This window comes from Rhodoblastus sp. (assembly GCF_041915505.1).
GTDB lineage: Bacteria > Pseudomonadota > Alphaproteobacteria > Rhizobiales > Beijerinckiaceae > Rhodoblastus.
Genome location: NZ_JAYSBG010000228.1, coordinates 1 through 5,785 on the forward strand (window position 1 = coordinate 1; position 5,785 = coordinate 5,785).

General features: G+C 67.3%; 6 protein-coding genes. 1 reads left to right on the forward strand and 5 read right to left on the reverse strand.

Going from position 1 to position 5,785, the window contains the following annotated elements:
* The 3 genes from ACE3S9_RS13600 to epmA all read right to left on the reverse strand — a co-directional run.
* On the reverse strand, positions 1-850 hold an 850-nt coding region (locus ACE3S9_RS13600), incomplete at its 3' end, for a DUF3772 domain-containing protein (RefSeq protein WP_374547009.1).
* A 50-nt stretch (positions 851-900) separates the two neighbouring features.
* Complete coding sequence (locus tag ACE3S9_RS13605) at positions 901-1,977, reverse strand: lysine-2,3-aminomutase-like protein (protein WP_374547010.1); 1,077 nt, start codon at positions 1,975-1,977, stop codon at positions 901-903.
* A complete protein-coding gene (gene epmA / locus ACE3S9_RS13610) occupies positions 1,974-3,020 on the reverse strand; it encodes an EF-P lysine aminoacylase EpmA (RefSeq protein WP_374547011.1) in 1,047 nt (348 codons plus the stop codon). The genes ACE3S9_RS13605 and epmA overlap by 4 nt, the downstream gene beginning before the upstream one ends.
* 150 nt (positions 3,021-3,170) lie before the next feature.
* On the opposite strand from epmA, the gene efp reads away from it, so the two are divergent.
* Complete coding sequence (gene efp, locus ACE3S9_RS13615) at positions 3,171-3,740, forward strand: elongation factor P (RefSeq protein ID WP_374547012.1); 570 nt, start codon at positions 3,171-3,173, stop codon at positions 3,738-3,740.
* A 66-nt stretch (positions 3,741-3,806) separates the two neighbouring features.
* On the opposite strand, the gene ACE3S9_RS13620 is transcribed toward efp, so the two are convergent.
* A complete protein-coding gene (locus ACE3S9_RS13620) occupies positions 3,807-4,091 on the reverse strand; it encodes a hypothetical protein (RefSeq protein ID WP_374547013.1) in 285 nt (94 codons plus the stop codon).
* A gap of 105 nt (positions 4,092-4,196) precedes the next feature.
* Positions 4,197-5,726 (reverse strand): hypothetical protein, encoded by a 1,530-nt coding sequence (locus ACE3S9_RS13625; protein WP_374547014.1) that lies wholly within the window; start codon positions 5,724-5,726, stop codon positions 4,197-4,199.
* Positions 5,727-5,785 lie beyond the last annotated feature (59 nt).

Below are 5,785 nucleotides of genomic sequence, written 5' to 3' on the forward strand. Positions count from 1 at the left end.
CTTTCTGTAATTCGGTCGGCGGACGCCCGGATTTCTCGCGCGGGATCACGCGCCGCGCCAGCACGGCGGCGGCGACGACCAGGCCGATGAGCGCGATCACCGCCAGAGCGAACAGCAAAGCCGAGCCGCTCGCCAAGGCGCGGCCGGACTGATCGACGAAATCCATCAGCGCCCCGCGCGCGGCGGAAAGATTGTGCGGGACGTCGCGCGCCACATCCATCCACAGGCTCGGCGCTGCGATGCTCGACGCGGTCTGGAACACCGAGTTCGTGAAAAGGGTGCGTCGCTGATCCGCGATCGCCGCGGCGATCTGGTCGACGCGCAATTGCGAGACATTGGCGCGCTTGAGCAGGTCGTCCCGCGCCGAAAACAGCTTCTGCTGATCGGCGCGTTCCTGCGTCACGGCCGGATCCTCCGGCGCGGCCGGCGGATTGGCTTTTGGATCGGGCGGCTGGCCGAGCTGGTCGAGCCGCGCCTTTACCGCCGCAAGTTTGGGTTGAACGTCGCCAATCACGCCCTGGATCTGGGCCGAAATCGGGTCGAGCGAGGCGCGCAGCTTGACCAGCTCCGCGTCGGACATGGTGTCATTGGCGAGCTTGGCGTCGATCTGGTCGAGGCTCTGCTTGACGGCGTCAAGCGTGGCGGCGGGATCGCTGGCGGCGGAGGCGTCGGGCGCCGACGCCGGGGCGGTCGTGGCGGCCTGCGCGACCTGATCATATTTGGGGACAGGCGATTTCGCCACGGCCGAGCCGGCCGGCGCCAGCGGCGCGCCGAGCGCCCCAACGAACACGCCAAGCAACAGGATCAGCAAAAATCGCGCGATCAGGCCGCGCGAAGCGGGACGCGTCACTGCGAATCTCCCTCTCTTCGGCGCGCAGATTGCCGCAAAATCGGCCCAAATCAAGGCGCGGCCGGCTTTTTGACGGCCGGCGGATCGGCATAAGCGTGGCTTGTTCCGCGCCAATCTTCAACCCGCCAATGATCGCCCTCCCGCCGCCAATAGCTTGGCCCGGCCGGCGCCTTGCCGTGGCCGCCGGGAATATCGACCACATAGATCGGCTGGCACAGGCCCGAGAGCCGCCCGAGCAGCGCGCGGACCAAAGCCTGGCCCTGTTCGAGGCTCACCCGCAGATGCGAGGTGCCGGGCGCGAGATCAGGATGATGCAGGTAATAAGGCTTGATGCGGTTCTCGACAAAGGCCCGCATCAAAGCGGACAAGGTCTCGACCGTGTCATTCACGCCGCGCAGCAGGACCGTCTGGCTGACCATGACAATGCCGGAATCGATCAGGCGCGCGCAGGCGGCGCGTGCGGCCGGCGTCAGTTCGCGCGGATGATTGGCGTGCAGCGCGACATAGACCGTCTTGCCGCTGGCGCGCAGCGCCGCGATCAGTTCATCCGTGATCCGCTCCGGCGCCAGAGCCGGAACGCGGGAATGGAACCGCAGGATTTTCACATGGTCGAGCGCCGCCAGCCGCTCGGACAGCGCCGCCAGCCGACGCGGCGAAACCGCAAGCGGATCGCCGCCGGTGACGATCAGCTCCCAGATTTCGCGGTGCGCCGCCAGATAAGCGAAAGCCTTGTCGAGCGCGGCTGCGTCGAGCAGGCCCTCCGTCCCGGCGCCGACGCGCTCGCGGCGGAAGCAGAAGCGGCAATAGACCGGACAAACGCTGGTCAGCTTGAGCAAGGCGCGGTCGGGATAGCGGTGGATCAGCCCCCTGACAGCCTCATGGGCGTCGTCGCCGATCGGATCGGCGCGCTCCTGCGGCAGCAGGGTCAATTCGGCCGGATCGGGCAGGAATTGCCGGCCGATCGGATCGTCCGGGGTCTCGATCAGGGCCGCCACATCCGTAGGCACGGCGACGCTGTAGCGCGCCGCGACCTCGGCTAAAGCCGCCGCCTGTTCCGGGGCGGCGAGGCCCGCCGCGATCAGCTCCTCCGGCCGCGTCAGGGTTCCGGTCATGACGCCGCGACTCATGACGCGACAGCTTTCGGCGCGGCGACCGGGGCCCACAGGACGTCCTCGATATGATCCGCCCCCGTCGCCAGCATGACGAGGCGGTCGAGGCCGAGCGCAATGCCGCTCGCCTCGGGCATGAAAGCCAAAGCGGCCAGAAAATCCTCGTCGATCGGAAAGGCCGAGCCATAAATGCGCGCGCGTTCCGCCATATCGGCCTCGAAACGGCGGCGCTGCTCGGCCGGATCGGTCAATTCGCCAAAAGCGTTGGCAAGTTCCACGCCGCAGGCGTAAAGCTCGAAACGTTCGGCGAAACGTGGATCCTCCGGCTTGCGCCGCGCCAGAGCCGCCTCGCTGACGGGATAATCGATCAACACGGTCGCGCGGCCATGGCCGAGACAGGGCTCGATTTTCTCGCTGACGATCTTGCTGAACAGATCGGACCAATGATCGTCGGCGCTCACCCGCAGGCCCAGCCGCGCCGCCTCGCGCGCAAGAGCGTCGCGGTCGTCGAGCGCGGCGGCGAGATCGAGTCCGGCATGACGCGCGAAAGCCTCGGCCACGGGCAGGATTTCCGGTGCGGCGAAAGGATCGAGCCGCGACTCGCCGAAACGGAATTCGCTCACGCCCGCCGCCTCGGCCGCGAGGCGCAGCACGGCGGCGCAATCCTCGATCAAGGCGCGATAGGGCGCCGCGGCGCGATACCATTCCAGCATGGTGAATTCGGGATGGTGCAGCCTGGTCCTCTCGCCATTGCGGAAGACATGGGCGAAGGAGACGATGCGGCGCTCGCCGGCGGCGAGCAGTTTCTTGCAGTCGAATTCCGGCGAGGAATGCAGGTAATAAGGCGTCGGCGCGCCGCCCAACGGCTCGAAAGACGTGGCGAAGCCGGAAATATGGGTCTCGTTGCCCGGCGAAACCTGCAGCGCGGCGGGCTCGATCTCGACAAAGCCTTCGCTTTCGAAAAAGCCGCGCAGAGCCCGGACGATTCGCGCCCGCGCCAGCAGCCGGGGCCGCCGGGCTTCATGATGTTCGGGCGCCCAGAACGGGGCGTATCGCGCCATCGCAGCCCTGCCTCGCATCGATGTGACAAAAAACTGGCTTTGCGACGACGAATGGTTATAGCTGTCGCCGCAAGTTTCACACAGGTCCATAGACCCGACGGCCCGCCCCTTCAACCGGCGCGGCGGGCCTTGCTGCAAGGAAGTCGAAACGTGAGGATCATCGCCAGCAACGTCCGCAAGGGCAATATCATCGAGCACGAGGACGGCAATCTCTATGTCGTGCTCAGCGCCGAAAGCTTTTTCCCGGGCAAGGGCACGCCGACGACCCAGATCGACATGCGCCGCCTGTCGGACGGCAACAAGACCTCGGTGCGCTACAAGACCACCGAACAGGTCGAGCGCGCCCATGTCGAGGACATGAACTTCAGCTATCTCTATGCTGACGGCGACGGCTACACCTTCATGAACGACGACAATTTCGAACAGGTCATCGTTCCCGGCGACGTCATCGGCGAACAGGCCGCCTATCTGCAGGAAGGCATGAAATGCATCCTGTCGATCTTCAACGGCGTGGCGGTGGCGATCCAATTGCCCGCCCGCGTGACGCTCGAAGTGGTCGAGACCGAGCCGGTGGTGAAGGGCCAGACGGCGTCCTCCTCCTACAAGCCGGCCAAGATGGATAATGGCCTGCGCGTCATGGTCCCGCCCCATATCGGCGTCGGCGCCCGCATCGTCGTCCTCACCGAGGACAACACCTATGTCGAGCGCGCCAAGGACTGAACGCGCCTTATCGCAAAGCAAAACGGCCGGGCTCTCGCCCGGCCGTTTTATTTTGGCGTAATGCCTTCAGCGCTGGAAGCCGGGCACGCCGCCGAACCATTGCGGCAGCAGCCAATCGCCGAGAATGTCGTTGCGATAGGTGCCGCCCGGCGCCGGGCTGGTCGGATATTTCACGGTTTGCGCGTAGCGATCCTGCGTGCCGATCGGCACGACATTGCCGGGATCGAGCCAGCTCTTCTTCGTGACGGTCAGTTCGGCGGCGGCCGCCGCGCGCTGGACCCGGCTCGAAGGCTGGCGGACATTATTGCTGGTTTGGGCGTAAGCGCTGGCGCCGACGAGAGCGCCGGACATGAGCGCGAGGACGAAGAGAGACTGACGGCGCATTATTTTGCTCCTGATGCTGAGCCGTAATTTAGCGCTTCGCGACGAAGAGCGATAGCGATTTGCCTGCCAAAGTTAAAAAACTCCGCTGGCGCGGTTTTCCTGCAACCCTTTCGCCCCGCCGGGACGGTTTTTGGCCGGCGCCGAAGCCGCTTCCGGGCAGCCGCGCGGCCCGCGCGCCTGGGCGCCGGCGAAGAAATCGCGCAAGGCGCGGTCCTCGCCGGCGGAGACCAGGTCGAGCCGGTCGATGAGACAGGCGAGCTCGCCCGCGCCGACCGACTCGTCGCCGGCGCCGCAGGCGAATCCCGCCATGGACAGACCCAATTGGGTCGCGCTGAAGCGGAAACCCCGGCAATTGTCGCGCGCCGCCCGGCCTTCGGTCATGGTCAGGGCCGCCGTCTCGAAATCGCCGAAACGGGTGGGCTGGGTCTGGGCGATGGTCGCGCGGCCAAGCCCGAGGCCGAGCTGGGCGGCGCGGCGCGCCATGTCCACGAAAAAGGCGGCGTCGGCGGTCTTTTCGGCGCCGTGGCGATAGATCGACAGCCGCAGGAACGGGCCGTCGCCGGTGAATTCGCCGAAGGTCAGCGCATCCTCACGCCCGCCGCCGGTCGAATGACGCCGCGCCGTATAGACGCGCTTTTCGCGGACGAATTGCGGCGCGGTGAGATCGTAAAGCCGCAGCGGCTTCTGGATTTCGAGCCAGGCCGAGCGCGGCGCGGCCGTCTCCGAGGATTTGGACGCCGTCGGGGAAGGCTCGCCGCCGGCGCCGCGTTCGGGCCATTGCGCCAGAAAGCCGGCGGCGCCGAGAATGGCCAGCCCGACCGCCGCGACCTTGAGGATCGGGGCGCTGCGCCGCGACAGGAAACGCGCGACGGGCTCCAGCACGCGGCCCGCCGTCCAGGCGGCCTTGCCGGCCAGGAAGAAAGCCTTGGCCGCCCCTTTCGCCGCCGCCGGGTCCTTGTCGGCGGCGGGCTCCGGCGCCGGCCGCCGCGCGGCCTCGACCGGGTGGAACTCCCGCCGATATTCCCGCGCCAGTTCGGCGGTCCATTGCTGCGTGGCGTCCGCCGGCGCGGGACGTTTTTCCGGCTGCGCGTCGAGCCGGGCCTGAACCGCCGCGATCTCCCGACGGCTCGCCTCGAAATCGCGGCTAGATCGTTTGATTGTTTCATGGAAACAATCAAACGATCTAGATTCCTGTTTTGACGCGTTTTCTTTACGCGAACCGGCATCCACTTCGCTCGAAAACCCTATGGGCGACGGGCCGCGCTCCGCCGGCGTCGGACGCGACGGCCGATCACGGGCCTCGGCGCGGCGCGCGCGCAGCGCTTCGGCGCCGGCGCGCTCCGGCGTCGCCGCCTCGTCGGAATCGGGCCGGGGCGGCGCCGTCCGGAACGAAAGCCGCGTCAGAAGCGAAACGAATGGCCCGCGGTCGAAAAGACGAAAGCCCCCGCCCTCCGGCGTCTTCCAACGCGCCGCCCATCCGGCCGTCCAGGCGCGCGCCAGCGCCAGGCGATCGCGCGCGGGCGCGGAAGCGCCCTCCCGCGTCGCGAGCGAGTCCTGAACATAGGCGCGGAAATCCCTTCCGCGGCGAAAGGTCGTGGTCACAGGCGCGGCCTCTCCCGCGCTCCCGAAGAGCGCAAAGCATTGGCCCCAATCTGCCGCGT

Coding starts and splice junctions, on each gene's coding strand:
- ACE3S9_RS13620 (WP_374547013.1), bottom strand. CDS start 4,091: ATGTCCGGCGCTCTCGTCGGCGCCAGCGCTTACGCCCAAACCAGCAAT.
- ACE3S9_RS13605 (WP_374547010.1), bottom strand. CDS start 1,977: ATGAGTCGCGGCGTCATGACCGGAACCCTGACGCGGCCGGAGGAGCTG.
- epmA (WP_374547011.1), bottom strand. CDS start 3,020: ATGGCGCGATACGCCCCGTTCTGGGCGCCCGAACATCATGAAGCCCGG.